Annotated in this window: 18 protein-coding genes; 13 read left to right on the top strand and 5 right to left on the bottom strand. The window is 46.9% G+C overall.

Features of this window, described 5'->3' with window-relative positions; genetic code table 11:
• Positions 1 to 185: 185 nt before the first annotated feature.
• Both MKX46_RS08605 and MKX46_RS08600 read left to right on the top strand, forming a co-directional pair.
• Positions 186 to 2,432, top strand: coding sequence for a methyl-accepting chemotaxis protein (locus MKX46_RS08605; RefSeq protein ID WP_341071159.1), 2,247 nt, complete (start codon positions 186 to 188; stop codon positions 2,430 to 2,432).
• Positions 2,433 to 2,558: 126 nt separating this feature from the next.
• Positions 2,559 to 4,334 carry a peptidoglycan D,D-transpeptidase FtsI family protein gene (locus MKX46_RS08600; RefSeq protein WP_341071158.1) on the top strand — a complete coding sequence of 592 codons (1,776 nt, stop codon included), beginning with the start codon at positions 2,559 to 2,561 and terminating at the stop codon, positions 4,332 to 4,334.
• Here MKX46_RS08600 and MKX46_RS08595 read toward each other — a convergent pair.
• Positions 4,322 to 5,476, bottom strand: coding sequence for an AI-2E family transporter (locus MKX46_RS08595; RefSeq protein WP_341071157.1), 1,155 nt, complete (start codon positions 5,474 to 5,476; stop codon positions 4,322 to 4,324). The genes MKX46_RS08600 and MKX46_RS08595 overlap by 13 nt on opposite strands.
• Before the next feature lie 179 nt (positions 5,477 to 5,655).
• Between MKX46_RS08595 and MKX46_RS08590 the strand changes: the two genes are divergently transcribed.
• Positions 5,656 to 7,041 (top strand): polysaccharide deacetylase family protein, encoded by a 1,386-nt coding sequence (locus MKX46_RS08590; RefSeq protein WP_341071156.1) that lies wholly within the window; start codon positions 5,656 to 5,658, stop codon positions 7,039 to 7,041.
• Positions 7,042 to 7,138: 97 nt separating this feature from the next.
• On the opposite strand, the gene ilvD is transcribed toward MKX46_RS08590, so the two are convergent.
• From ilvD to MKX46_RS08575, 3 genes are all read right to left on the bottom strand, one after another.
• Entirely contained in the window at positions 7,139 to 8,827 is a 1,689-nt protein-coding gene (ilvD, locus tag MKX46_RS08585; protein WP_039272868.1) for a dihydroxy-acid dehydratase, read from the bottom strand.
• Positions 8,828 to 9,171: 344 nt separating this feature from the next.
• Positions 9,172 to 9,420, bottom strand: coding sequence for a KGG domain-containing protein (locus MKX46_RS08580; protein WP_023989894.1), 249 nt, complete (start codon positions 9,418 to 9,420; stop codon positions 9,172 to 9,174).
• Positions 9,421 to 9,596: 176 nt separating this feature from the next.
• The gene (locus tag MKX46_RS08575; RefSeq protein ID WP_341071155.1) at positions 9,597 to 10,631 is read right to left on the bottom strand and encodes an acyltransferase family protein; all 1,035 of its coding nucleotides are present in this window, start codon (positions 10,629 to 10,631) and stop codon (positions 9,597 to 9,599) included.
• Between the two features lie 313 nt (positions 10,632 to 10,944).
• On the opposite strand from MKX46_RS08575, the gene MKX46_RS08570 reads away from it, so the two are divergent.
• The 4 genes from MKX46_RS08570 (at position 10,945) to mgrA (ending at position 14,356) form a co-directional block, all read left to right on the top strand.
• The gene (locus MKX46_RS08570) at positions 10,945 to 11,751 is read left to right on the top strand and encodes an alpha/beta fold hydrolase (RefSeq protein ID WP_039272872.1); all 807 of its coding nucleotides are present in this window, start codon (positions 10,945 to 10,947) and stop codon (positions 11,749 to 11,751) included.
• A 14-nt stretch (positions 11,752 to 11,765) separates the two neighbouring features.
• Positions 11,766 to 12,536 carry an HAD family hydrolase gene (locus MKX46_RS08565; RefSeq protein ID WP_039272874.1) on the top strand — a complete coding sequence of 257 codons (771 nt, stop codon included), beginning with the start codon at positions 11,766 to 11,768 and terminating at the stop codon, positions 12,534 to 12,536.
• On the top strand, positions 12,533 to 13,273 hold the full coding sequence (locus tag MKX46_RS08560; protein ID WP_341071154.1) for an NAD-dependent protein deacylase: 741 nt from the start codon (positions 12,533 to 12,535) through the stop codon (positions 13,271 to 13,273). The genes MKX46_RS08565 and MKX46_RS08560 overlap by 4 nt, the downstream gene beginning before the upstream one ends.
• 84 nt (positions 13,274 to 13,357) lie before the next feature.
• Positions 13,358 to 14,356, top strand: a complete 999-nt coding sequence (mgrA, locus tag MKX46_RS08555; protein ID WP_039272878.1) for an L-glyceraldehyde 3-phosphate reductase — start codon at positions 13,358 to 13,360, stop codon at positions 14,354 to 14,356.
• Positions 14,357 to 14,482: 126 nt separating this feature from the next.
• Here the strand turns inward: mgrA and MKX46_RS08550 are convergent, their stop codons facing one another.
• A complete protein-coding gene (locus MKX46_RS08550; protein WP_340956531.1) occupies positions 14,483 to 15,349 on the bottom strand; it encodes an AraC family transcriptional regulator in 867 nt (288 codons plus the stop codon).
• Positions 15,350 to 15,568: 219 nt separating this feature from the next.
• Here MKX46_RS08550 and MKX46_RS08545 point away from each other — a divergent pair, with 219 nt between their 5' ends.
• The 6 genes from MKX46_RS08545 to MKX46_RS08520 all read left to right on the top strand — a co-directional run bounded on the left by MKX46_RS08545 (position 15,569) and on the right by MKX46_RS08520 (position 23,024).
• Entirely contained in the window at positions 15,569 to 16,747 is a 1,179-nt protein-coding gene (locus tag MKX46_RS08545; RefSeq protein WP_341071153.1) for a galactokinase, read from the top strand.
• A 1-nt stretch (position 16,748) separates the two neighbouring features.
• Positions 16,749 to 17,738, top strand: coding sequence for a UDP-glucose 4-epimerase GalE (galE, locus tag MKX46_RS08540; RefSeq protein ID WP_029515709.1), 990 nt, complete (start codon positions 16,749 to 16,751; stop codon positions 17,736 to 17,738).
• A 17-nt stretch (positions 17,739 to 17,755) separates the two neighbouring features.
• The gene (locus tag MKX46_RS08535) at positions 17,756 to 19,399 is read left to right on the top strand and encodes a UDP-glucose--hexose-1-phosphate uridylyltransferase (RefSeq protein WP_029515708.1); all 1,644 of its coding nucleotides are present in this window, start codon (positions 17,756 to 17,758) and stop codon (positions 19,397 to 19,399) included.
• Positions 19,400 to 19,583: 184 nt separating this feature from the next.
• On the top strand, positions 19,584 to 20,747 hold the full coding sequence (locus MKX46_RS08530) for an iron-containing alcohol dehydrogenase (protein ID WP_069012479.1): 1,164 nt from the start codon (positions 19,584 to 19,586) through the stop codon (positions 20,745 to 20,747).
• Positions 20,748 to 20,921: 174 nt separating this feature from the next.
• A complete protein-coding gene (locus MKX46_RS08525; RefSeq protein ID WP_029515706.1) occupies positions 20,922 to 21,440 on the top strand; it encodes a membrane protease regulatory membrane protein in 519 nt (172 codons plus the stop codon).
• Positions 21,441 to 21,488: 48 nt separating this feature from the next.
• Positions 21,489 to 23,024, top strand: coding sequence for a flotillin family protein (locus tag MKX46_RS08520; RefSeq protein ID WP_039272892.1), 1,536 nt, complete (start codon positions 21,489 to 21,491; stop codon positions 23,022 to 23,024).
• The last annotated feature ends 97 nt before the right edge of the window (positions 23,025 to 23,121 follow it).

Below are 23,121 nucleotides of genomic sequence, written 5' to 3'. Positions count from 1 at the left end.
TCCTATCGGTTGGAGAGGCCTTTTTTTGAATAGTTTTCTAGGAAAAAAGTTTCACAAAATTTAGTCGATGCTCAAAGGAAAGCTACATTCCTTGTCGAATAGTTCCGATAGAAGTTATATAGATAATAGATACATAATGGATGACGTGGAATTAGAAACTAATTATATGGTGGTAGGTGAGAGAAATGGGTTTACGGAAAAAAGAGGGGAATACAGCAAAAAAGCAACCCAAAAAAACGGATCAAATGCAGGGTTTGAAAGGCAGTAAAGCAACGAATAAAGGGGAACAAATGGTTGCGGTGTCTTCGAAGGTTGCGCCCTGGTTAGCTAAGGCGATTCGTAAGGGTACACACAATTTAAAGCGTTTACTTAAGCCAGAAAGGTACAGTAAAGATTTCATGCATTTGGTCAAAAACTATAATCCGATACGTTCGGTTGGAATGAAGTTGTTTCTGATCTTTTTTGCGGCAATTATGTTATTTGTGGTCAGCTTGGGAATGCTCTCATACTACAAGGCTAAAAGTACGATTGAGCAAAATGCAGCTACGGCTTATCAGCAGACCGTTCAGCAAACTTCAGAAAAGCTTGACATTATTCTAGAGCGCTTTCAAGACACATCGACACAGGTATTTTTCGATACTGAATTAAGTGATCAGTTGCAAAAGGCTGTAAAGCAAGATAAAAATCCCTTTGCATCTTTTGTTGCTATGGGCGAAGTAAACAAGAAATTAACGAATATTGCTTTTACGAATAAAGCGATTGATTCATTGTACTTGTACCCGGAAGAAACCAAGTTTGCTGCTATGGGCACCGGAACACAAAAAGATGTACGGCAGGAAGCATGGTTTAAGGATATTTTGAAAAACAAGGGAATGGTTTGGTTACCTACGCAGGTGAATGACAATGGCAGCAAGACCTTTCGCCTAGCACGCTCCATGAACAGTATGTCTGGATTGGGAGGGACTTACGTTCTGGTTATGGATTTAAAGTCCAGTGCGGTGGAGGACGAGTTGAAAGGTGTTAATTTGGGCTCAGGCAGTATGATTAGCCTTGTGACAGACAAGGGTGAGTTTGTAGGTTCTAACAATGAGAGCTTGGCAGGAGGAAAGACAAAGCTGGATTACGTTTCCAAGCTTGAAGGAATTGAAGGAAATCAAATTATGGAGCAGGTTGCAGATGGCAAAGAGCAGAATGTGCTTACGGTTCATAATACGCTGGGAACTTCCAAATGGATTCTCGTGGGTGTAGTACCTGTATCTGAGCTGGTGAGAGACGCTAAGGGGATTCTAACCACGACCTGGATATTTGCTGCAGTGGCTGCACTCATTGCATTGTTCATTGGCCTGTGGATCGTGCGCCTCGTGGCTCGTCCGTTGACACACCTGAAGGATTTAATGGTCGAAGGCGCCAAAGGTAACTTGCAAATTCGAACGAACTATAAGGCTCAGGATGAAATTGGGCAGTTGTCAGAAAGCTTTGATATCATGATGGAGCAAATTACATTGCTGGTAGAGCAGACGAATGCCTCAGCTCAGGAGGTTCTGAAAACAGCGACGGAACTAGGCGATGCCTCGAAGAAGACGGCCATTTCAGCCAAAGAAATAGCAGCAGCAACGGAAGAAATTGCTCATGGCGCCGCCAGTTTGGCAACAGAGGCCGAACGTGGCAGCGGACTAACCGGGAATATATCTCAGCAAATGGATACGGTTATGGCTTCCAATCATGAAATGAGTCTGGTCGCACAAGAAGTTGAACAATCCAGTGAACAAGGGACAGTTCAACTGAAAACTCTATTGAGCAAGACTAAGGTTACGGAAGAAACTACGCATGCTCTGGTAGGCAAAGTAGATGAACTGAAGAAGACAACTTCCGATGTCTTTAAGGTGCTGGACGTATTACAGGATATTGCTAAACAAACGAATATTCTATCACTGAATGCGACGATTGAAGCAGCACGAGCGGGGACGGCTGGGCGTGGTTTTATGGTGGTAGCTAATGAGGTTCGGCAGTTGGCTGAACAATCACGTCAAGCTATTCGCACAGCTACGGGTATTACTAATAACATCGTCAATGAGATGAATGAAACGGTACAGGCATTATCTGAGGTGTACCCGCTGTTCCGGGAGCAGATGGGAGCCGTGCAGGAAACAACGGACATTTTCCAATCGGTGCAGCAGCAAATGGGAGAGTTCGCGCTTCGGTTGGGAACGGTCACCGCCTCCATTCATCATCTGAGTGAATCACAGACCACATTGTCCGAGGCAATGACCAATGTAAGCGCGGTAGCTGAGCAATCCTCGGCCACTTCACAGGAAGTCGCTTCACTCAGCACTGAACAGGCCAATATTGGTAATCAACTGGTAGGTTTGTCGGATAAGCTGGAAGGAGTATCAGTAAACTTGAAGGAACAGCTTTCGCGGTTTACGGTGTAGATATAACTAAACCATGGGAATCAGGATTGTCACTGATCTCCGTGGTTAACCCATTCAACGTTAAAAGTTGAGTGGGTTTTCTTTTTCAACTACAGGACATACTACTGGAAAAAAGATGAAAGAAGGATGGGTGTGCCGAGGCGTGGTAGCAGTTTCATACGAAAACGTCGAATTGCATATATGGCCTTGGGGGTGATGGCGCTACTGCTGATTTTATTATTCCGACTGGCTTGGCTTCAGGGGACAGCGGGCATTCATATGTCCGTTTATGGGGGGCATTCGCTTAAGGAAATGTCAGCACGTCAGCGACAGGAGGGCATTTCTATCGACTCTGGACGTGGACAGTTTACGGACCGGCATGGGCGACCCTTGACTGGCGGAGTAGTATGGACGCCAGTACTTTTTCCCGATGTAGATGGCAAAGCGGCTTTACATGGCGAAGAACTGGCCGAGCTACTGCGTACGAATAAGAAGCAACTACTGACACGATGGAAAGGGCTGCAATCCCCGCTCATATGGCGAGATGGGCGCGGAGAGCCCGTACAAATCAATCCGCACGAAGCAGGCAAGCTGCTGAAGTTAGCCCCTTCGCTTATCGAGCTTGTACCTTATGCGAAACGTTACAGGGATTTGCCCAATGGCAGGCAATGGCTTGGCTTTTTGTATGAACGTGCCGACCGAGCGAGTGAACTGCCTATGGGGGCCGCCGGGCTGGAAAGAACGCTGGAGCCGTTGCTGAGCGGCATCGGTGAAACGTTCGTCTCCCGATTTGTAGATGCACAGCGTCGTCCATTGACTCATGTACCGCTGCGTGTCAGTGCTCCATCCAATGGTCACTATCCTTTACAAGTGCAGACTACAATTGATCTACCTATACAGGAACAGATTGAAAAGCTGACGGAATCTAGTCATTTGGCAGAAGGGGCGGTGGTAGTGCTCGATGCAGGCAACGCGGACGTACTGGCGATGGTGTCTCGTCCTTTTTATAATCCCGGACATGTTGATCCGCAGCAAAAAACAGACTGGTCTAATCGTGCCCTCAAGGCGATAACGCCCGGTTCCATTTTTAAGCTGGTTACGGCTGCTGCTGCACTTGAATCAGGTGTTGTCCAATCACAGGAACAATTCCATTGTCATGGAACTTATGGCAAGTACGGTTTGGCTTGCTGGAAAAAAGAAGGACACGGTACCCTTAACCTGGAGGAAGGGCTTGCCGTGTCCTGTAATAGTGTGTTCGCTCATCTCGGCGAACGGCTTACTCCTGGGCAAATTCAGGCCACAGCCTCTGCACTGGGATTGAGCCGAACTGTGGGCTGGCAGGAGCAAAATCTTGCAGGGCTGCCTCAATTCAGACCGCTAGATCACGAAGAAAAGGGAGCCGTATTCGGCTCCCTTACGAATGCATCTGATCCGGGCGTACGTGTACAGACAGCTATCGGCCAACGTGATGTGCTGGTGACGCCTCTCCAAGCTGCCAATCTCATCGTCACCTTGCTGCATGATGGTCAAGTACATGCACCACGCCTCGTCAAACGCATCAGTTATGCAGATGGTAGCACCTTACTGGAACTACCTACTCACGCTGCACCTTCACCTGAGGGTAGCCGCTTGATTCATACATCGACGGCTCGCACGCTTCGTGAAGCAATGGAAAAGGTTGTGACACAGGGGACTGGTGCCTCGTTGCGTAATAAATCATGGAATCTGGCCGGCAAATCAGGTACGGCCCAAGCTTTGAAGAACGGTCAACCTATAAATCACCAGTGGTTTATAGGTTATGGTCCGATAGAGCGCCCTCGTTATGCGGTCGCCGTCCTTGTGCAAAATGCTTCAACAGATTCTACAAATCAAGCTACAGCACTGTTTGGTCAAGTGATGGATCTGTTAGCTCAATCCTCTTGAGTACCACGAGTAGCTTCACGATCCTCCTCCTGGATTTTTACGATAAACGGAGGCTCGTCAAATTCCTCTGTCGGAAACCGAATCCATTTCTGTAGATAGCCTTGCTGCCACAATTCCTTGAGCAAAATGATCAGAATGGGTGACAGGATTAAGCCGGCTAGTCCAAAGATGGACAACGATATAATGGCAAAGGAAAGCATCAGATAGGCAGATGAAACACCGATGGAATTACCAGTGATTTTAGGCTCTGCCAGCTGGCGGACGATCACCGTGACAGCCATGACAATAAGCAGGCCTACTGCCAGGCCGGTATTGCCTGTGATGAACAGATACACTGCCCACGGAATAAAAATAACAGGTACACCCAACAAGGGCAGGATATCAAACAAAGCTGCCACGAGCGCCAATGAGAGGGCATTATCCAGTTGCAAAATGAGTAAACCTATAAATACGAGAACAAAGGTAATCCCTACCAGTAAAGCTTGAGCCTTGAGGAATGCGGAGATGGCTTTAAGTACGTGATTTTTTAGAAAAAGGTAAGCCGTTTTTAGTGTCTTGGGTGTTTTACTACGGGCAATGCCCTTCCAAAGATTAATTTCCATACTTAAAAAGAACGCTAAAATGATTGCAATGGCAAAGTTGCCCATAAAAACAGTGAAAGAACTGAGGAACTGTATGAAAAAGGATAAGCCTAGCTGTGCCCATTTCGTAGCAATGGTGGTGGCAGTCGCAAAATATTCATTCACACGTTCGGTAACACCCGGAGGTAAAGCAGCGATTTTATCTTGAGAAAGATGAAGATACCGCGTGAATTCCGCTTGGATAATCTGAGTATACTGTGGGAGGTTTTGCGCGACTTTCGTAAATTGCGTAACCAGAATCAGACCCAATCCGAAAAAAATAGCAAGTAAAAGGATGATAAACAGCAATACGGAGAGTGCGGAGGCAAAAGGCTTTTTCATTCCTTTCCGATGAAAATAACGGGCAGCAGGTTCAATACACCAGAACACGACGAACGAAAGAAACACAGGTGCGGCTAGTTGATACAGTTTGCTGGATACGAACATAATTAAATACACGGTTAATACGATCAAACCGATATCAAAAACGGTACGCCAATATTTTTTGTACAATGGAAGCATATGTATACAACGACTCCTTTTAGATTTTTATTTATTGTACACTAAATTGGACCTCAATGCTGACCATATGCAATAGCGAAATCTCGGCATGTTTACGTCATTGTGATAACATATAAGTAAGTGAGTTTTTCTCAGGAAGCCTGCTTGGGGAGTTCAGAATAGAAAAGTGGGGATAAAACGTGCAGACTTTGCTGTTATGGATGTTTTACATTTCAACTTTTTATGCTTTTATTCCGGCGCTGGTTAGTCGTATATTTGGTTTCCGGGTGTTCAGGCGCGGCAAAAGTGAGCAAGAATATGCGCTCACCTTTGATGATGGCCCTGATCCAGTGTATACATCACAGCTGCTTGATTTACTGAAGCGTTTTGATGCCAAAGCTACTTTTTTTGTTGTTGGGATAAATGCAGAAAAACACCCTGAGCTTCTGAAACGCATGCATGATGAAGGTCATCTAATCGGTATTCATAATTATGTGCACAAATCGAATTGGCTTATGCGGCCTGTTACGGTCAGAAGACAAATTGCCCAGACAGAGTCAGTCATTCGTCGAGTAACTGGTGAGGGAACGACCTTTTATCGCCCACCTTGGGGGATAGTGAACTTTTTTGATATTTCCAACACCCATGGTCGTCGAATCGTATTATGGTCCTCCATGTTCGGGGACTGGAAGGCAAGCATTGGAGCGAAACAATTAGCGGAGAGAATGCTTAAAAAGCTGAGGGGTGGCGAGGTGATGCTGCTCCATGACTGTGGCACGACATTGGGGGCAGACGTGGAAGCGCCCCAGAATATGCTAATCGCACTGGAGAAGCTGCTGAGGGTCGCCCAAGAACGACAATTACGCAGCGTACGGGTAGATACATTGTTTTGCCGTCAGTCTGTCAATCAACCTACTGCCTCTGAGATGTCCAGTACGAGCTGGTCAAAAAGAACGCTGGTATGTGGATGGCTCCAGTATGAGCGGCTATTCCATGTTTTGTTTCGTCTTCGTCCCGTAAGCAAGGAGGATACGATCTTTTATTATCGTCGCCGTATCTATCATGGGCCAAATGTAAATATGGAGAACAGCAGGTGGCTAGAAAAAGGGGACCCGGTAATCGAGCTTCATTTTGATAATAAAAAGTTGTTTCAATTGGGTTCGACGGCAAAGTCGATGGTACATCTAGCTATTCAATTAATTCGGATTGTAAAAAAACAACTTCCTGATCTGGCCCAACGCATTGTACATGATTCTGAAATGAAGGGTGTAAAGGCGATCTATGCAGTTAGTATGATTCATCGGGGACCAGAGAAGTTAGGATTTCAAGTTCGGGAGCTTCCCAAAGGACTGTTCAAGCATGTATCCACTGTATATCTAAAGCTGTTATTTCGTATTATCCATCCTTCGGGTTCGGAGCAATTGAGTGAAAAAAAAGATGTAATGGTACCGAAACTGATTGTGATGCCAATGGATACCTTGTTTGACCGTTATCATCAGGCAGACTCACACTGCTCAGACGAAGCTCTTGAGCAAACAGCTCAGAGAGATGATGTCCATATACTCAACAGCGAAATGACTGAATAGGCTAACCTAATGACCTAATAAAAAAGGCCTCTCGATCCCTTGTTAGGGATCGAGAGGCCTTTTTAGCCGCTCATAAAGTACTATCTTGGCAAAGCATTTAGATTTTCATAATTCCGCCGTTACTTGCGTTCGTCACCAGCTTGGAATAACGCGCCAGGTAACCCGTTTTCACCTTCGGCTCAAAGCCTTTCCAGTTGGCGCGACGACGTTCGAATTCTTCGTCCGTAATCTGGAGCTCAATCTTACGATTGTTCAAGTCCAGCTCGATGATATCGCCGTCCTCAACAAAAGCGATAGGTCCGCCTTCTGCAGCTTCGGGGGAAATATGACCGATGGAGATACCACGGGAAGCACCTGAGAAGCGTCCGTCTGTAATCAGACCCACCTTGGCACCAAGCCCCATGCCCACGATTTGTGAAGTTGGAGCGAGCATTTCAGGCATACCGGGTCCGCCCTTTGGACCTTCATAACGAATAACAACCACGTGTCCTTCATTAATTTTACCGTTGGCGATACCTGCCAGTGCATCTTCCTGTGAATCAAAGCAGATAGCAGGACCTTTGTGATAACCACCAACCGAAGGATCAACTGCACCGACTTTAATGATGGAGCCTTGCGGTGCCAGATTACCGAATAATACAGCCAGACCGCCACGTTCGGAATAAGGGTTGTCCAGTTTGTGGATGACGTTAGTATCCAGAATTTCCTGACCCTCTACGTTTTCACGAATGGTTTTTCCGGTTACAGTAATACAGTCTCCATGTAGTGCGCCCGGTTTCTTCAACAATTCATTCAGTACTGCGCTTACGCCGCCTGCATTATGAACGTCCTCAATATGATAGTCGGAAGCAGGTGCCAATTTGGACAAATGAGGTACGCGGTTTGCGACTTCATTAATACGTTCGATAGGGTAGTCAACTTCTGCTTCATGAGCAAGTGCCAATGTATGCAATACTGTATTTGTGGAACCGCCCATTGCCATATCCAATGCAAATGCATTATCAATAGCTTCTTTAGTCACGATATCACGTGGTTTAAGATCCAGCTTAATCAGTTCCATCAATTGGCGTGCAGATTGTTTAACGAATTCTTTACGTTCTTCTGCTACTGCGAGAATGGTGCCGTTACCCGGCATAGCCAGACCCATTGCTTCTGCGAGACAGTTCATGGAATTCGCTGTGAACATCCCTGAACAGGAGCCACATGTCGGACAGCCATATTGTTCTAATTCAAGCAAGCTTTGATCGTCGATTTTACCAGCCTGATATGCACCTACGCCTTCGAAGACGGAGGTCAGGGAAATAGAGCGTCCGTTCTTGTCTTTACCAGCTTTCATAGGACCGCCGCTGACGAAAATAGTTGGAATGTTAACGCGCAATGCGCCCATCATCATGCCAGGGGTAATTTTATCACAGTTAGGAATACAAACCATGCCGTCAAACCAGTGAGCGGACACGACAGTTTCCAGAGAGTCAGCTATAATTTCGCGACTGGGCAGAGAATAACGCATACCGATGTGGCCCATGGCAATGCCGTCGTCTACACCGATGGTGTTAAACTCGAAAGGTACACCGCCTGCGTCACGAATGGCTTGCTTGACAATTTTGCCAAACTCCTGCAAATGGACGTGGCCCGGTACGATATCAATATACGAGTTACATACCGCAATAAACGGTTTGTCAAAATCTTCTTCCTTGACACCCGCTGCGCGCAGCAAGCTGCGGTGAGGAGCGCGATCAAAGCCTTTTTTAATCATATCGGAACGCATTTTCGTCTTAGCTGTCATGATGCTGGTTTCCCCCCAAAGTATAAAAATAGTATGGCGTTCAATGGACGCCGTGATAGCGCAGATGTTTTCTAAAGAGTCTATCATAGATGTGAGCTTTTTTCTACATATATGAAGATATTGAAAAAATACAAGAAGTGTTCTGTAATCAACAATATATAGACATGAGCAGTTTTATTTCTCTATATATTGCATTTAGAAGAGGTTTTAATTTGAATCTATTAGAAATATCTATACTGATAGGTTTGTGTACCAGGGAAAATATGAAAGAGCCCATACCGCAATAAAGCAGATGGGCTCAGCTTGTTAATATGTTAAAGGAGGGCGGAAGAGGACATTACACCTTAATTTCTGCCACCTTTACGACCGATGTCTCTGTAGAAATTTTTGTCGTGCGACTCAGCTGTAGCATCGCCGCCCTTTTTGCCGATTTCCTGATAAAATTCTTTATCGTGAGAGTTTGCGGTTGCTTCCCCGCCTTTTTTACCAATCTCCTGATAAAATTCCTTATTGTGCTTCTTGGAAGTAGCTTCTCCACCCATACGACCTGCCTCTTCGCGACTCATTTTCCCCTGATTTTGATTACGTGCCATTACAAATCACTCCTTAATAAAAAAGTTGTTTTTTGTTGCGCGCATCCTTTACTTACCACGTCACGCCTGTATGAAACAGGCTCCAAGTGGAGTAAAGAGGGGGTAGACTCGCTTACATGTTGGTCTGTAAGTGGGTTGTGGCGTGTTCAATGTTAAATAAAAAATGGATAAAAAAATTACGCGGACCGTCTAAAGGGATAAGGAGCTGGCTTTAGCATCCACTCTACCTGTGGCTCAATCAGAGGTCGTGTTGCAGTTCGAACCCAAGGCATGGTCAACATACAGCACAGACCAGCAGCACACACTACAATCAACATGACTTCCACTGGAGTGTCTATATATTCGTAGACTCCCTTCGCAACGACGGTACGGACGATCAAGCCATGCAGTAAAAAGACATATAGTGTCCGTCTTCCCATCTCGGTTATACGTCCTGTGACAGCTGGAACAAAGCTTAGGAACGCCATGGATGCTATCCATTGAACTCCATAAATGCCGATGCGGTAAATTCCTGCGTACCATTCGGTATGGCCCAATTCACCGTAAGTCATATTGCCATACAGCCAGCCTGCCGGGATGTCGAAATACGACGTTCCCGCCAGTACCATAAGCAGAAGAGATATAAAGCCAGCGATTATGCGGACTGGAGCTGTGAAAAACCGCCGAACGTCCGCATAATTCAAATGATAACCTGCTATAAAGTAAGGCAAATAAACAAAGGTTCTGCATACGCTCAGCCATATACCATCCACAGGGAGATACCCGACGAGGATACCGAGCAGCACGGATATACCCAATTGGAGGACAGGTGGTATTTTTTGAAAAGACAGCATTAGCAGTCTCCAACAGATATGGCTGGCAAGGAACCAGAGTAGCAAATAAGGAGCAAAGAACGAATGATGGATATGGGGAACGTGGAAGAGCGCAACATCCAAGATCGAATAGAGCGATTGAAAAATAAGATATTGCATACCAATCTGAAGCAGAACTTTTCGGCCTGCAGATCCGGTCAAAGATGTTTGGGCAAAGTAGCCTGTAACGAGTACAAACAACGGCATATGAAACATGAATATCCAGCTGAACCATTGTTGAGCAATATGAAATGAACCGACTAGAGGCTCCAGAGCATTTCCTGCAAATACGCATATGATCAACAGAAATCGCAAATTGAGAAAGAAGCTTTCCCCTTGTACATCATGGCTTGTCGTCATGTGTTTCCCTCCGAGCGGCTTCTGCCGAATAAACTATTTAAAAAATAATTCTTTACAAGGAACAAGGTACGATACTCTGGACTTTACCATTGTGATTTTATTCACAATGGTAAGCGTTATCATAACCTTATTGTGTGGCGAAAGCTTGAACACCGGACAAAGACGGGCTAATATCTGGAAATGTATGCTGATTTGACCCTGTGTGTGCAACGATGTTACCCTAACAAGGCTATAGTTACGCTGAGAATACAGCGGCACATTTTATATTCAAATTACGAATTACGAGGTACGAAAGACGAAAGGAACTTTTACAATGAGAAGAAGAACAAGAAGATCATACAATTCATATGGGACACGTGGTCCTCGGAGAATATGGAAAGTTCTCTTAGGCATCCTGATTATTATTGCACTGATAGCAGGGTGGGGAGCATGGAAGGTATTTACGCCTTATCAGCCTGACGAGACGGCGGCGGCTGCATTAGCCGAAGTAGCGGATGCTGTGAAAGTAAATGAACAAGAACATTGGGTTGGTTTTGAGCCTGTAAAAAGAAGCGGAGCTGGAGTCATTTTGTATCCAGGGGCGTTGGTGAAGCCCGAAAGCTATGCGCCTTTGGCACGCCGTCTGGCGGAAAAGGGTCATCATGTGATTATTGCAAAAATGCCACTCAACCTTGCATTGATCTCCCCGGATCTAGCGAATGAAGTGCTAAAGGCATATCCGAAAGAAGCGTTTGTTATTGGAGGTCATTCGTTAGGTGGAGTAATGGCGGCCCGATATGCAGCTGCGCATCCTGATCAGGTCAAAGGTGTATTTTTCCTTGCCTCCTACCCGGATAACAAAGGAAATTTAAAGGATAAAAATCTGCCTGTTATTTCTCTACTGGGAAGTGATGATGGAGTCGTCCAGATGGAAAATGTCCAAAGTGGTAGAACTTATTTACCAGCCAACACGCTGTATTTTACAGTCGAAGGGGGTAATCATGCTCAATTCGGCAGTTATGGTGCCCAAAAAGGGGATAATCCTGCAAAAATTAGCGCTGTCGAGCAATGGAATCAGACGGTAACGGCTTTACAGGACTGGATGAAAGAAAGTGTGGATGTGGCTCCTAAGAATCAGTAAAGGAGGTATGCTGCATGTCTGAGCTGATCGTGCAGGGGGAGCGGTACCCATGCCGTGGTATTCTATTGGATAAAGATGGAACGTTGCTGGATTTTATTCAGTTGTGGGGCCCCTGGGCTCGTTCTATACTGGATATGATGGAGCAGCATCTTGCCGTGGCGGGTGCCGGTTTTACGGTGGAAAAAGGTACCGTTCTAGGTACTGTTCACGATCAGGAGGGGCGTGTGATCGGTTACGATCCTTCTGGCCCGCTGGCCATGGGGACGGTGGACGAAAGTACAGGGGTACTGGCTTGGCAGCTTTATACTGCTGGTGTACCGTGGAATGAGGCTGTGCGGCTTGTCCGCGACTTTAATAAAACGGCGATGGCTGATATTCGGCGACATCGGGCAGCGAAGGTGTTTCCAGGATTGCGGACGTTGCTTGAGCAAAGCCGCCATGCCGGGTTGAAGCTGGCAGTTGTGACCTCTGACAGTACCGAGGCTGCACAGGAGCATTTGGAGTGGATGGGGCTGACATCTTATTTTGACGAGATTATCGGACATGATAGGGTTACATACGGTAAGCCTGACCCGGAAATGGCTGAAAAAGCCTGCGCGTTACTAGGACTGTCGCCGGCGGACGTGGTAGTCATCGGAGACAGCAATGGGGATATGCAGATGGGCAAACGTGCCGGAGTGCGGCTCGCTATTGGATTTGCGCCAGAAGCAGAACGTTCTGGTCATTTACTGGATGCGGATAAGGTTGTTCGTGGATATGAAGAACTGGAGGTGCGTAGAGTATGAAAGTGAATACGTTGGCGGAATGGATACAGCAATCGCAGAATGTTGTTTTTTTCGGCGGAGCAGGCACATCGACGGAAAGCGGTATTCCGGATTTTCGTTCGGCAGCAGGCCTGTATCAAAGTGAGGAGAAATTGCCTTATTCCCCTGAGGTTATGCTGAGCCGTTCATTTTTTGTGAAGCATCCTGAGGTGTTCTTCGACTTCTATCGCAGCAAAATGCTGCATCCCGATGCTGAGCCGAACGGTTGTCATCATTTCCTCGCGTCATTGGAAAAACAAGGCCGTCTAAAAGCGGTTGTGACCCAAAATATTGACGGTTTACATCAGGCTGCAGGTAGTGTGAATGTACTAGAACTTCATGGCTCGGTACATCGCAACCACTGTATGGAATGTGGACGCTTTTACAGTCTAGATGAAGTGATGAACAGCTCTGAGGTTGTACCCAAATGTCCGATAGATGGAGGAATTATCAAACCGGATGTCGTTTTATATGAGGAGGAGCTGAATCAGGATACCATTATTCAATCCGTTCAGGCTATTTCGCAGGCTGATCTGCTGTTAATTGGAGGAACGTCGCTGACAGTACATCCCGCTGCGGGCTTGATTACTTATTTTCGTGGTAAACATACGGCGCTGTTGAATACAGATCCGACCTCGTATGATCATAAGGCGGATCTTTTAATCACTGATCCAATCGGTAAAGTTATGGAAAAACTTGCTCATCAATTAGGTTTGTAATCGTTTTCTTGTCAACGCCTGGATAAAAGCGCTATGATGATGTTGTGATGGACATTACAATGTTTCGAGAGAGGCTGGGATAGCATGGTTTATTTAGCTGGCGAAGATCGTTATGAAAGTATGAAATATAACCGTACAGGGAGATCAGGTCTAAAACTGCCCGCTATTTCGCTGGGCTTGTGGCACAATTTTGGCGGGATTAACAACGCGGAGAATGGCCGTAGCATGATTACCCGCTCCTTTGATCTGGGAATTACGCATTTTGATTTAGCTAATAACTATGGCCCTCCTGCGGGATCAGCTGAGGAATTTTTTGGACAAGTTTTAGCCAGTGATATGAAACCGTACCGGGATGAGTTGGTCATCTCCACCAAAGCGGGCTACAATATGTGGGCAGGGCCTTATGGAGACTGGGGATCTCGCAAGTATATGATATCTAGTCTGGATCAGAGCCTGAAGCGGATGGGGCTGGACTATGTCGATATATTCTACTCTCACCGATTTGATCCTGATACGCCGCTGGAAGAAACGATGGGAGCACTGGATCATATCGTACGTTCTGGCAAAGCGCTGTATGTGGGTGTGTCCAATTATAGTGCGGAGCAAACAGCGGAAGCAGCTCGCATTCTGAAGGAACTGGGAACACCGCTTCTGATTCATCAGCCGAAATACTCCTTGCTTGACCGCTGGATTGAAAATGGATTACAAGATGTACTGGACGAAAACGGGGTAGGCAGCATTGCCTTTTGCCCGCTGGCGCAGGGATTGCTGACCAATAAATATTTGAACGGAATTCCTGAGGATTCACGTGCAGCGAGTACATCGGTTTTCCTGAATGAGAACCATGTGACGCCAGAGACACTTCGCAAGGTACGCGCCCTGAATCAGATGGCTGCTGCACGCGGACAAAGTTTGGCTCAATTCTCGCTGGCCTGGGCTCTGCGCGGCGAACGTCTGACCTCTGTCTTGATTGGGGCAAGCCGTGTAAGCCAAATTGAAGAAAATGTTGCTACCTTATCCAATCTGGACTTTTCTCAGGAGGAACTGGATCGGATTGATTCGATTCTGAATGCCGGGAACTGACAGGACGGCGGCACAGCCTAATGGCGAAAGTTAATTTGTAGTCATCGGCCTAATTTCGTGTTCTCTTATACAATATAAATTAACAGCCCGTATCCGTTTGAAGGATGCGGGCTGTTTAAGTCTGTTTTACGACTGTGGATACTGCTTAACCTTGCTTCGGTACTCGGTTGGAGACTGACCACAGAAGCGCTTGAATTGACGTGAGAAATATAAGGCATCAGTTAGTCCGACCGAAGCGGCCACTTGCTCTACCGATAGTTCAGGACGCTCACGCAGCAGTTGACGTGATTTGTCAATTCTTAGCTTAAGCAGATAGGTGACGGGGGAGATGCCCGTTTCCTTTTTGAATATCCGTGACAAATACGCACGATTATAGCCAAGTCCTTCAGACATTTGCTCAATGGAAACGGGATGTGCGTACTGAGTGGACATATATTGCACCATCTGCTTGACTGTACGTTGAATTTGCGAATCCGCCCCGGACGGATCAGTCCAGTCGCTCAGGTAATTGCCTGCTTCCCCCATAATCAGATACAAATAGCCCAAGGCTGATAAATGAGAACTAGATTTTCTGCTATAAAAGGCCAATTGCATTTGTTTCAAATAACCGGGGATGGGACTTTGACCGGAAGCATGGAAGACAGGCTGGTGAACACGCAACCCTGCCCCTTGCACCACCTGCTCAGTATGGTGTCCGGTAAACGCAGACCAACGATAACGCCACGGTTCCTCTTCATCAGAGATATAGCTCACCAGCTGACCAGGATGGATAAGGAAAAAATCGTTTTCTTCAAGCTGATATGTGTGCTGTTCCGTTCGGAAGATGCCTTTGCCCGATTCTACAAAGTGGAGCAGATAGTAATCATAGATTTTCGGCCCTACGGCATGACCGGATTTGGTTTGGCTCTCTCCTGCAAAAAGCACATGCAGTGGGCTATTTTCATAAAACACTGGATTAGAGGCGACAGCATAACTATATGAATGCGCTTGCAAAATAGGGTCATCCTTCCTGCATTTGTGAATAGTTTAGCGTATGCGGTATACTTACATTGTACATATCCAAGTCACATTTATCCATAGCTTAAACACATGGATGCATTACATTGTGTGACGCTTTCATTTATACTGAAATCATAAGAGATGTCAACCTGATTAAGATGTTACAGGGAAATCAGGTGGCCTTTACTAACGGTATACGAGGTGGATGCGGATATGAACTCTACTGAATTAAAGAAACATTTTATTAAAAAATATGGCGAAAGCAGCAATGAACTGCGGATATTTCATGCACCTGGACGTGTCAATCTGATTGGAGAGCATATCGACTATAATGGTGGTTATGTACTCCCGGCTGCGCTGGAATTTGGAACGACGCTGATCCTTCGTGCGCGTAATGATGATAAGATTCATTTTGCTTCGACAAACCTGTCGTATGAAGTATCTATCTCCCGCGGAGAAATAGGTAAAAACAAAACGGATGAGTGGGTGGACTATCCGGTGGGCGTGTTGGTAGAGCTAGCTGATAAGGGAGTTTATCCGTCTAAGGGATATGACCTGCTCTATCACGGAGAAATACCGAACGGTGCTGGATTATCCTCTTCAGCCTCCATTGAGGTTGTTACAGGATACGCGTTCCTCACTATTGAAAAACAGAAAACAGATACGGTCGAAATCGCTTTGTTGTCCCAGCGAGCAGAAAACAATTACGTTGGTGTCAATTGCGGCATTATGGACCAGTTCGCTGTAGCGAACGGAGCAGCTGATCATGCAATTCTACTGATGTGCGATACGTTGGATTACCGCAAAGTTCCATTCCGTACGGGAGATTATAAGTTGGTGATCGGCAATACAAATAAGCGTCGCGGTTTGGTGGACTCGGCCTATAACGAGCGTCGTAGCCAATGTGCCGAAGCACTGTCCATTTTGCAGCAGCAGGAGCCGTCACTGGAATACCTCGCTCAGCTGGATGAGACGCGTTTCGGAGAGCTTCAGCACCACATCACGGACGAAACAGTGCGTCGGCGGGCACAGCATGTGGTGGAGGAAAACGCTCGTGTATTGGCCTCTGTCGATGCTCTCGCGGCGAATGAACTTGCAGCTTTTGGTCAGTTAATGAATGCTTCTCATGATTCATTACGCGATTTGTATGAGGTCAGCTGCACGGAGCTGGACGTCATGGTTGAAGAAGCCCGACGCATTCCTGGCACGTTGGGTGCTCGTATGACGGGAGCTGGATTTGGAGGGTGTACGGTTTCGTTGGTTCATGAGGACGATGTTGAACGTTTTGTGAAGGAAGTCGGCGAAGCTTATCAGACCCGCACAGGGCTGGAAGCCAGCTTTTATGTATGCAAGGCAGGAGACGGAGTTAAAGAACTGAAGGAGGACGAATAACATGGCCATTTTAGTAACAGGTGGAGCTGGATATATCGGTTCACATACCGTAGCAGAATTGTTGAATCTGGGAGAAGAAGTTGTGGTGCTGGATAATTTGCAAACAGGGCACAAAGCAGCGTTGCTTGGGGGCAAGTTGTATGAAGGGGATTTGAGGGATAAAGAATTACTGTCCAAACTGTTCTCTGAAAATAGTATCGATGCAGTTATCCATTTTGCAGCCAACTCGCTGGTTGGAGAAAGTATGCAAAATCCTGGTAAATATTACGACAACAATGTATTTGGCACGCTGAGCTTGTTGGAGGCGATGAAAGATGCCGGAGTGCGCCGAATTGTATTTTCCTCTACTGCGGCTACCTACGGCGAACCGGAAAAGGTGCCGATTGAAGAGGGTGACCGTACAGAGCCAACCAACGTGTATGGTGAAACAAAGCTGATGATGGAGCGCATGATGTCGTGGTTTGATAAAGTTTTAGGCATCAAATATGTGTCTTTACGGTATTTTAATGCGGCTGGTGCGCATGAGAGCGGCAAGATCGGCGAAGATCACCGACCAGAAAGTCATCTGATCCCATTGGTGCTCCAGACAGCCTTGAAACAGCGTCCACACATCGCTGTGTTTGGTGAGGACTATGCGACACCTGACGGCACATGTGTTCGGGATTACATTCACGTAAGTGATCTGGCGGATGCTCATGTGCGTGCAGTAAATTATTTGCGCGAAGGCAATGACAGCAACGTGTTCAATCTGGGCAACGGACAGGGCTTCTCTGTGAAAGAAGTAATTGAGACAGCACGCAAGGTCACCGGGCTCGAGATTCCAGTTGTGACAGAACCTCGCCGCGCAGGCGATCCAGCGATATTGGTTGCATCTTCTGACAAGGCTCGTTCGGTGTTGGGCTGGAGTCCAGCGCGTACCCAACTGGAGGATATTATTAGCGGAGCATGGGGATGGCATCAGTCGCACCCTCACGGCTACGGCGACGAATAGACGGGAGACGATGACATATGAGCGAGCGCCAATCTGCAGATAAAGGCCAAGGCCGGGAACATTCCCGGCATCTGGCCCATGACATCGACGAAACTGTACAGCAGTCGGCTCTATATGCGGTGGAGCAACTGGTTGCATTCGCACAAAATAAGGGCTTGGTCGGTCCGCAAGACACAGATTACAGCCGTAATTTGTTATTGGATCAGTTTGGTTTTTCCGAGCCTTATTCAGGTAGGGATGTAGGGGGCATTATGGCCCCTGAAGCCCTCCAGCCTGTGCTTAATGTATTGATAGATTATGGTTTTGCCATAGGCCTTATCCCCGAAAACACAGATACGTATCGTGATTTGCTGGATTCCAAAATTATGGGACTACTGATGGCGAGACCATCTGAAGTCATCCGTGACTTTCATCAAACGGAGGCTGAACGTGGCATAGAGGCGGCGACTGATGCTTTTTATCAATTATCTATCGATTCGAACTACATCCGAATGGATCGGGTTGCCAGCAATGTGTACTGGAATCAGTCGACATCTTACGGAGATATGGAAATTACGATTAATTTGTCCAAGCCAGAAAAAAGTCCCAAGGAAATTGCGATGGCGAAGCTTTTGCCGCCGCCTGTTTATCCCAAGTGTCAATTATGCCGTGAAAACGTTGGATATGCAGGAAGAGTAAATCATCCGTCCCGTCAAAATTTGCGTATCATTCCGGTGGAATTGAATGGGGAACCGTGGTTTTTTCAATATTCACCCTATGTGTATTACAACGAGCATTGCATCGTGTTCCATCATAATCATGTACCGATGAAGCTCACGAAGGATACACTGCGCCGATTACTGGCCTTTACGAAAGCGTTTCCGCATTATTTTATTGGCTCCAATGCGGATCTGCCGATTGTCGGCGGATCGATTCTGACCCATGATCATTTTCAGGGTGGTCGTCATACATTCCCAATTGAAAAAGCGGGTGTGGACGGCGTATACCATAATGAAGCGTTCCCGCAGGTTACAGCAGGGATTGTAAATTGGCCGATGTCGGTCATCCGTTTTACGTCAACAGATGCCGAGGCGCTGTTGGAAGCGGGAAATGCTGCTTTTGAAGCCTGGAAAGCTTATAGTGATCCTGTAGCTGATGTCCTCTCTCATACAGAGCAAGAGGGGGAAACGATTCCGCATAATACTGTGACGCCGATTGTGCGCCGTGATTCCGAAGGCAGGTATCAGATGGATCTCGTACTGCGCAACAACCGAACGAGTGAAGAGTACCCGGAAGGTATTTTTCATCCTCACCGCGAGATGCATCACATCAAGAAGGAAAATATCGGTCTGATCGAAGTTATGGGACTTGCCATATTACCGGGGCGGCTCAAGGATGAACTGGATGGAATTGCAGATATTTTGTGTGGGGATGACAAACTGGCTGTGGCTGTACAGCAAGAAGGACATCCGCTGTTTAAGCATGCAGACTGGATTTACCAGTTAAACACTCGGTTCGGTCGTTTGCCTGACAAGGAGACGGCTGTTCGTACCATACAAAATGAGGTTGGACTGAAATTCAGTGAAATTTTAGAGCATGCAGGAGTATATAAACGGAATCCGTCCGGACAGCAGGCCTTTGGTCGTTTTATGAAACAATTGGGATATACTTTGGGAGAATAAAATTGCTTGCGAAGCACATACTATACTACGAGAACCCTCCCAAGATATGACATGGAACCATGCTCCTCAAGGAGTGTGGTTTTTTTCTGAAAACAAAGCAGATTTGTTTCCTGTAACCGAAAAGGTTATAATAGAGTAGTTTCTTAATATTAAACTTTAGAACTATTGGAGGCGAGCGTTTGCGATGAAAGCATTCGAATTTTATAATCCTACACAATTGATCTTCGGTAAAGGACAATTGGAGGCTCTCAAGCGTGAAGTTCCTAAATATGGTAAACGTGTATTGCTTGTATATGGCGGCGGCAGCATTAAGCGCAGCGGCTTGTATGATAATGTAATAGGTTTGCTTGGTGAAATCGGTGCAGAGGTAACGGAACTGGCTGGTGTGGAACCGAATCCTCGCTTATCTACAGTACATAAAGGCGTGGAATTGTGTAAAACACATCAAATCGACCTCGTTCTGGCTGTAGGAGGCGGTAGTGTGCTGGATTGTTCCAAAGCCATTGCTGTTGGTGCAAAATATGATGGCGACATGTGGGATTTTGCAGAGCGTAAAGCGGCACCACAGGCAGCATTGCCATTAGGTACGGTTTTAACTATGGCAGCCACTGGTTCTGAAATGAATGCGGGTTCTGTTATTACAAATGAAAAAACACAGGAAAAATTGGGCTGGGGCAGCGTATTTGCGTTCCCTGCGTTTTCTATTCTTGATCCAGTGAACACATACTCACTGCCGCAAAATCAAACGGTTTACGGAATCGTAGATATGATGTCACACACGCTGGAGCATTATTTCCATCTGGAATCCAATACTCCGGTCCAACTTGGCTGGTGCGAAACGATTTTGCGTACGGTAATGGACGCGGCTCCAGGTCTGGTCAACGATCTGGAAAACTACGAGCTGCGTGAAACAATTATGTATTGTGGTACGATGGCGCTGAACGGCTTCCTGAACATGGGGCTGACAGGTGACTGGGCTACTCACAATATCGAGCATGCGGTGTCTGCTGTTTATGATATTCCACATGGTGGAGGACTGGCTATTCTGTTCCCGAACTGGATGAAACACAATCTGCATGTGAAGCCTGAACGCTTCAAACAACTGGCTGTCAATGTGTTCCATGTAAACCCAGAAGGCAAGAGTGATGAGGAAGTGGCGCTGGAAGGTATTCAGGCGTTGCGTGATTTCTGGAACTCGATTGGTGCACCAAGCCGTCTGGCTGATTACGAGATTGATGCGTCCAAAATCGATGTTATGGCTGATAAAGCTGTGAAATTCGGATCTTTTGGTGGCTTTAACAAGCTCAATCGCGAAGATGTAGTCGAAATTTACAAAGCATCCCTGTAAAACGACATTTGTATCATTTAAAGCACGTTTGTGCGTCATTAGACGTACGAACGTGCTTTTTTGGGTTTGATTTGGGATATTGGAGGAAAATTTTGAAACTTTTTTAGGTTGAATACGTAAACATAGTTATAGACTGGAAACCAGACTGAAAAGGTACATGGAAGGAGGAGTCGCATGGAAACCATATTTTGGTGGCTATTGGCAGGGGGCGCTATCTTTACCGTGGTCAGTGTGCTGATCGGGGATGTACTCGGTAGTTGGCTGGATGGTGCATTGGAGCTGCCGGGCCTTGACTGGTTCAGACCTGTCGTTTTACTTGGAGCCATGACCGCTTTTGGCGGAGCTGGAGTACTGCTGACAAAGTATACCGGGCTGAGCACGGGATGGGTCGTCGTGCTTGCTTTAGGAATTTCGTTTGTCATCGGAATACTCGTGTTCTTTGCGTTTATCAAACCCATGGCGAATTCGGAGGTATCCAGCGGCTTCTCCATGCGTGAGCTGACTGGCCGGATTGGTGAGGTCACCATTCCTGTTCCTGAGGTTGGTTACGGGGAGGTTATGATCCGCTTGGGTGCAGGCAACACCATACATACAGCATCGAGCTTTGATCACAAACCGCTTGCTGCGGGAACCCGTATCGTCGTGGTTGAGGTCGCAGAGGGCGTCGTCCGCGTAGCGTACCTGGACACCTAGACGGCGCAATCGCTTAACTTGAAGGGAGCGTGATCGGGAGTGTCAAATTTGCAAGATATTGTGCTGGTCCCTGGGATTGTTGTTATCGTTATCGTCATATTAGGGATCGCTTTTTGGGCCCGCTACAAAACGGTAGGGCCGGATGAAGGGATGATCGTGACGGGTTCTTTTCTGGGAAATAAAAATATTTCCGAGGATGACTCTGGACGTAAAATTAAAATTGTACGCGGCGGGGGGGCCTTCATTTGGCCTATTTTCCAGCAGTCCGAATTCATCTCTCTGTTGTCCCATAAACTGGACGTAACCACACCGGAAGTGTATACGGAGCAAGGAGTTCCCGTGATTGCGGATGGTGTGGCGATCATCAAGGTCGGCAGTTCTATTGAAGATGTGGCTACAGCAGCCGAGCAGTTCATCGGGAAGCCACTGGAGGCTCTTAGGGGAGAGGCTCAGGAAGTGCTGGAAGGGCATTTACGCGCAATCCTCGGCTCGATGACAGTGGAGGAAGTATATCGTAATCGGGATCGGTTTGCGCAGGAAGTACAGGGCGTGGCTGCTCGTGATCTAAAAAAAATGGGCTTGCAAATTGTTTCATTCACCATCAAAGATGTGCGTGATAAGCACGGATATCTGGATGCGCTTGGTAAGCCGAGAATTGCCGCTGTGAAACGGGATGCTGAGATTGCGGAAGCAGAAGCTGTGCGGGATGCCCGGATTCAGAAGGCGCGTGCGGAACAGGAAGGCCAGAAGGCCGAACTGCTGCGAGATACCAACATTGCCGAGGCAGCCAAAGAGAAAGAACTGAAAGTGGCTTCGTTTAAAAAAGAACAGGATACAGCGAAGGCAGAAGCCGATCAGGCTTATCACATCCAGGAGGCCCGTGCCAAGCAGACTGCCGTCGAGGAGCAGATGAAGGTCGAGCTGGTGCGCAAAGAACGGGAAATTGACCTTCAATCCAAGGAAATACAGGTACGTGAAAAGCAATATGATGCGGAAGTGAAAAAGAAGGCAGAAGCCGATCGGTATGCGGTCGAACAAGCGGCGGAAGCAGATAAATCGCGTAAAATGCGTGAGGCTGAATCACTGCAATACTCGATTGAGACACAGGCTAAAGCGTCAGCTGAACAAAAACGTCTAAACGGGCAAGCAGAAGCGGATGCCGAACGCGCCAAAGGTACGGCAGACGCAGATGTCATCCGTTTGCGTGGACTTGCAGAAGCGGAGGCCAAGGAAAAACTGGCGGAGGCGTTCCAGAAGTTTGGAGAGGCTGCCGTGCTCGATATTATCGTAAAAATGCTGCCTGAGCTGGCTGGACGTATTGCCGAACCGATTGCGTCCATCGATAAACTCACCGTAGTTGATACAGGAAAAGGAGAAGGGGCAGCGCGTGTCAGCAATTATGTCACCGAACTGATGGCTACGGCGCCCGAGATGCTGAAAAGTGTATCTGGTATTGATGTGGAGCAGTTAATCAAGGGGCTGACCACTGGGAAAAAAGGCCTTCATTCCGTGCCGTCCTCCGGTGAAGCGAACAAGCAGCCTCTTCCAGCCTCGGTGGAGGCAGCACTAACAGATAAAGAATAACGATAAGTCTTTGGGAGCTTCTATCCCTAACCAAAAGACCGCTTTTCATCACAGCATTTTCCGGCAATGTGATGAAAAGCGTTTTCTTTTTATTGAC

This window comes from Paenibacillus sp. FSL P4-0113 (assembly GCF_038009305.1).
GTDB classification, from domain to species: domain Bacteria; phylum Bacillota; class Bacilli; order Paenibacillales; family Paenibacillaceae; genus Paenibacillus; species Paenibacillus polymyxa_D.
Note: the sequence above shows the minus strand (reverse complement) of the source record. Positions and strands in the feature narration are given on the sequence as shown.

Coding starts and splice junctions, on each gene's coding strand:
- MKX46_RS08605 (WP_341071159.1), top strand. CDS start 186: ATGGGTTTACGGAAAAAAGAGGGGAATACAGCAAAAAAGCAACCCAAA.
- MKX46_RS08600 (WP_341071158.1), top strand. CDS start 2,559: ATGGGTGTGCCGAGGCGTGGTAGCAGTTTCATACGAAAACGTCGAATT.
- MKX46_RS08595 (WP_341071157.1), bottom strand. CDS start 5,476: ATGCTTCCATTGTACAAAAAATATTGGCGTACCGTTTTTGATATCGGT.
- ilvD (WP_039272868.1), bottom strand. CDS start 8,827: ATGACAGCTAAGACGAAAATGCGTTCCGATATGATTAAAAAAGGCTTT.
- MKX46_RS08580 (WP_023989894.1), bottom strand. CDS start 9,420: ATGGCACGTAATCAAAATCAGGGGAAAATGAGTCGCGAAGAGGCAGGT.
- MKX46_RS08575 (WP_341071155.1), bottom strand. CDS start 10,631: ATGACGACAAGCCATGATGTACAAGGGGAAAGCTTCTTTCTCAATTTG.
- MKX46_RS08570 (WP_039272872.1), top strand. CDS start 10,945: ATGAGAAGAAGAACAAGAAGATCATACAATTCATATGGGACACGTGGT.
- MKX46_RS08565 (WP_039272874.1), top strand. CDS start 11,766: ATGTCTGAGCTGATCGTGCAGGGGGAGCGGTACCCATGCCGTGGTATT.
- MKX46_RS08560 (WP_341071154.1), top strand. CDS start 12,533: ATGAAAGTGAATACGTTGGCGGAATGGATACAGCAATCGCAGAATGTT.
- mgrA (WP_039272878.1), top strand. CDS start 13,358: ATGGTTTATTTAGCTGGCGAAGATCGTTATGAAAGTATGAAATATAAC.
- MKX46_RS08545 (WP_341071153.1), top strand. CDS start 15,569: ATGAACTCTACTGAATTAAAGAAACATTTTATTAAAAAATATGGCGAA.
- galE (WP_029515709.1), top strand. CDS start 16,749: ATGGCCATTTTAGTAACAGGTGGAGCTGGATATATCGGTTCACATACC.
- MKX46_RS08535 (WP_029515708.1), top strand. CDS start 17,756: ATGAGCGAGCGCCAATCTGCAGATAAAGGCCAAGGCCGGGAACATTCC.
- MKX46_RS08530 (WP_069012479.1), top strand. CDS start 19,584: ATGAAAGCATTCGAATTTTATAATCCTACACAATTGATCTTCGGTAAA.
- MKX46_RS08525 (WP_029515706.1), top strand. CDS start 20,922: ATGGAAACCATATTTTGGTGGCTATTGGCAGGGGGCGCTATCTTTACC.